A 2,841-nucleotide genomic window follows, 5' to 3' on the forward strand; every position below is an offset into this window, starting at 1 on the left:
CGCCCGACGGCGGCTGGGGCCTCAACGGCCACGCCAACACTAACGAGGAACTCATCGCAGCCGCGCGTGCACAGATTGCCTCACTCCAGGGGCACACCCCGCAGGCCTGACTTCCGGCAGCAAGCCTGGCTAGGGGCGCCAAGCGCCCCTGACGCGGACTTGGCTACTCGCGCGGACTTGGCTACTCGGCAAACACCTGCTTGGCGACCGCCATGGCGGACATCGCCTTGGGCCAGCCGCATAGAACGCCAGGTGCGTAATAGCCTCGCTCAATTCGGTTTCGCTGAGTCCGTTTGCCTTCGCGAGACGCAGGTGGCCAAAAAGCTGTTCAGTGCTGCCGCTTGTCACGAGACAGGCAACGGTAATGAGGCTCCGGTCCCGCTTGGCCAATTCGGGGCGTTCCCAGACGTCAGCGAAGAGAACGTCGTCGGTGAGTGAGGCAAGTTTGGGCGAGATGTCTCCGACGAGTTGCTGGGCACGGGATGGTTCGGTCATGGGGTTCTCCTTGTTAGTGAAAGCTTGTCGACTTGCTTTCAATCCTAGGAATGGCCACCGGAATGAGGCAGGGTCCGCTATTACCTGTTTCCCGATGAACTCCGCGGGCCGGGGGTTAGAGCGGCGGATATCTTCTGAGGCTACCACTCCGCCTGCGGCGATGAGGTTCCGCCGAAGGCCAACAGGATTCCAGCCACTGAAACGCTTGGAGCAATGGGATGGTCACTCTGGGCGGGGGCGCCCGGGTCAATCCGGGTAGCGGTCGCCGCGGAGGTTGAATTTTGCGTCGAGGGGCTCAGGCTGGAAACGATCGGCGAAGGCACTGTAGCTGTGGTTGCCGCCGGTGGCGCGGCCTGAGTTGGGTCCGCCCGCACGGTCACCGCCGTCGAAGGCGTTGAGGCGCCACCGGACGGAACCGCGACGCCGGGATCCGGCTGGGGTTGCGGTTGTACAGGCGGGATAGCCGTGGCCGACGGAGTGGGTTTTTCCGATGGCCGGGGAGATGGGGAGTTGGCGGGAGAGCACATGCCAACCACCCCCAGAAGCCCTTGCGAATCGCAGTTTGCGGCCCCCGCTCTCTCTGCTGGCGCAAGTGCGATCAGGCACAACGCGAAAGGGAGCGCGACGAGGGCAACTGGAACCTTCCGGCGAGTCATGGCTTCGACTCTACCTACTCTGCGGCAACTTGGCAGGCGGGCGGCGTTCGCTTCAGTCCCCGAGCTGACCCAGAATCCGGGCCAATTCGGCGCGATCTTCTGCGCTGAGCCGGGCAAAGTACTCGGAAGACTTGCCACGCCTTTCAGCGCCGATCTTCGCAAAGAGTTGCTGCCCGTCCCTGGTGGCGGCGACGAGGGTGGCGCGCCGGTCCGTGGGGTCCGGATCGCGGCGGACGAGGCCTTTGACCTCGAGCTGGTCCACCACTTCCGTGGCCGATCGTGGCGCAATGCGCAGCCGTTCCGCCAAGTCTTTCAGCCGAATCGGGTCCCCTGGCGCCGGGCGCATAAGAGTCATGAGCGCCCGCCATTGGTGCGGCGTCAGCTCCCACGGAGACAGCTGCTCGGCCCAGGTCCGGCGCAGCCCCCGGAAGGCGGCATGGAAGAGATCGCCAAGGTCGGCAGAATCTGAGGGCTGTGACTGCATTCTGTCAGTCTAGCAATTTGACCTGTAGCCACATAGTGAGGTAACCTCTGTATTAGTAGGCGCGATTCCCGCGCCCCGCTCGCCACTGGAGGTGGTGCTTATGACGGAGAACATCCTCACCCAAAATCCCCATCGACCGGGCGTCGGAGCCCGAAGTCCCGGCCGCGGCCCCGCCCGCCTCAATCCCGCGGACCGTACCCAGTTGAAACAGCACCCCGTGAGCCTCAAACGGATCGCCGGGCTGTTCACCCCGCACAAGGCGACCATCGCCGTCGTCGTGCTTCTCATCAGCGCTTCAAGCATCATCGGCCTGGCGCAGCCGTTCCTGGTCCGCCACATCATCGACGTCGCGCTGCCCGGCAAGGATCTGCCACTGCTCGCGTGGCTGGCCGCCGGATTGATCGCCGTGGCCGCCGCAACCGCGCTGATTGGCGTGCTGCAGACGTGGATGACCACGGGCATGGGCCAGAAGATCATGCACACCTTGCGCACGCGCCTGTTCACCCACTTGCAAAAGCAATCGCTCGGATTCTTTACCCGGACCCGCAGTGGCGAGGTGCAGTCGCGGCTGAACAACGACATTTCCGGCCTGCAGCAAGTCATCACCTCCACCGCGACCGGTGTTGCGTCCAACCTGACCACGGCCATTGCCACCGCCATCGCCATGGTGGCCATTTCGCCCGGGCTCTCGCTCTTGTCCCTGATAGTGATACCGCCGGCTGTTTGGTTCACGCGCCGGGTGGCACTGCTCCGGCGCAACATCACGTCAACGCTGCAAAGCGAGCTGGCCACCATGAACACCCAGGTCGAGGAAGGGCTGTCAGTCTCCGGCGTCAGGCTCTCCAAAACCCTCGGAACCACCAAACGCGACGCCCACCGCTACACGGAAAGCTCCAAAAGGCTGATCGGCCTGGAGATGCGCTCCCAGTTGGCCGGCCGCTGGCGCATGTCCACCATGGGCATAATCTTCTCGGCCATTCCGGCGCTGATCTACCTCGCCGCCGGACTGCCCGTCACCAGCGGCGGCATGACCATCGGCACGCTCGTGGCGTTCACCGCGCTGCAAGGCGCCATCTTCCGCCCGGTCATGAGCTTGCTGGATCTCGGCGTCCAATGGGTCACCGCAATGGCCCTGTTCAGCCGCATCTTTGAGTACCTGGACTTGGCTCCCGAGATCACTCCCCCCGGCGCGGCCCGTCCCGCTGG

4 protein-coding genes are annotated in these 2,841 nt (G+C 64.4%); 1 reads left to right on the top strand and 3 read right to left on the bottom strand.

What is annotated here, in order from left to right:
• Positions 1-129: 129 nt before the first annotated feature.
• The 3 genes from AHiyo1_RS12295 to AHiyo1_RS12305 form a co-directional block, all read right to left on the bottom strand.
• A complete protein-coding gene (locus AHiyo1_RS12295) occupies positions 130-495 on the bottom strand; it encodes a carboxymuconolactone decarboxylase family protein (protein WP_340639319.1) in 366 nt (121 codons plus the stop codon).
• A gap of 246 nt (positions 496-741) precedes the next feature.
• The gene (locus AHiyo1_RS12300) at positions 742-1,020 is read right to left on the bottom strand and encodes a hypothetical protein (RefSeq protein ID WP_059388759.1); all 279 of its coding nucleotides are present in this window, start codon (positions 1,018-1,020) and stop codon (positions 742-744) included.
• A gap of 183 nt (positions 1,021-1,203) precedes the next feature.
• Entirely contained in the window at positions 1,204-1,635 is a 432-nt protein-coding gene (locus tag AHiyo1_RS12305) for a MarR family winged helix-turn-helix transcriptional regulator (RefSeq protein ID WP_059388760.1), read from the bottom strand.
• Between the two features lie 100 nt (positions 1,636-1,735).
• On the opposite strand from AHiyo1_RS12305, the gene AHiyo1_RS12310 reads away from it, so the two are divergent.
• Positions 1,736-2,841 (top strand): ABC transporter ATP-binding protein (locus AHiyo1_RS12310; protein WP_148667570.1); only part of this gene is annotated, 1,106 nt, incomplete at its 3' end.

The sequence above is a fragment of the Arthrobacter sp. Hiyo1 genome (assembly GCF_001263615.2).
GTDB lineage: Bacteria > Actinomycetota > Actinomycetes > Actinomycetales > Micrococcaceae > Arthrobacter.

What these genes read in the sequence shown, in the direction of transcription:
- AHiyo1_RS12295 (WP_340639319.1), bottom strand. Translation starts at nt 495, where the DNA reads ATGACCGAACCATCCCGTGCCCAGCAACTCGTCGGAGACATCTCGCCC.
- AHiyo1_RS12305 (WP_059388760.1), bottom strand. Translation starts at nt 1,635, where the DNA reads ATGCAGTCACAGCCCTCAGATTCTGCCGACCTTGGCGATCTCTTCCAT.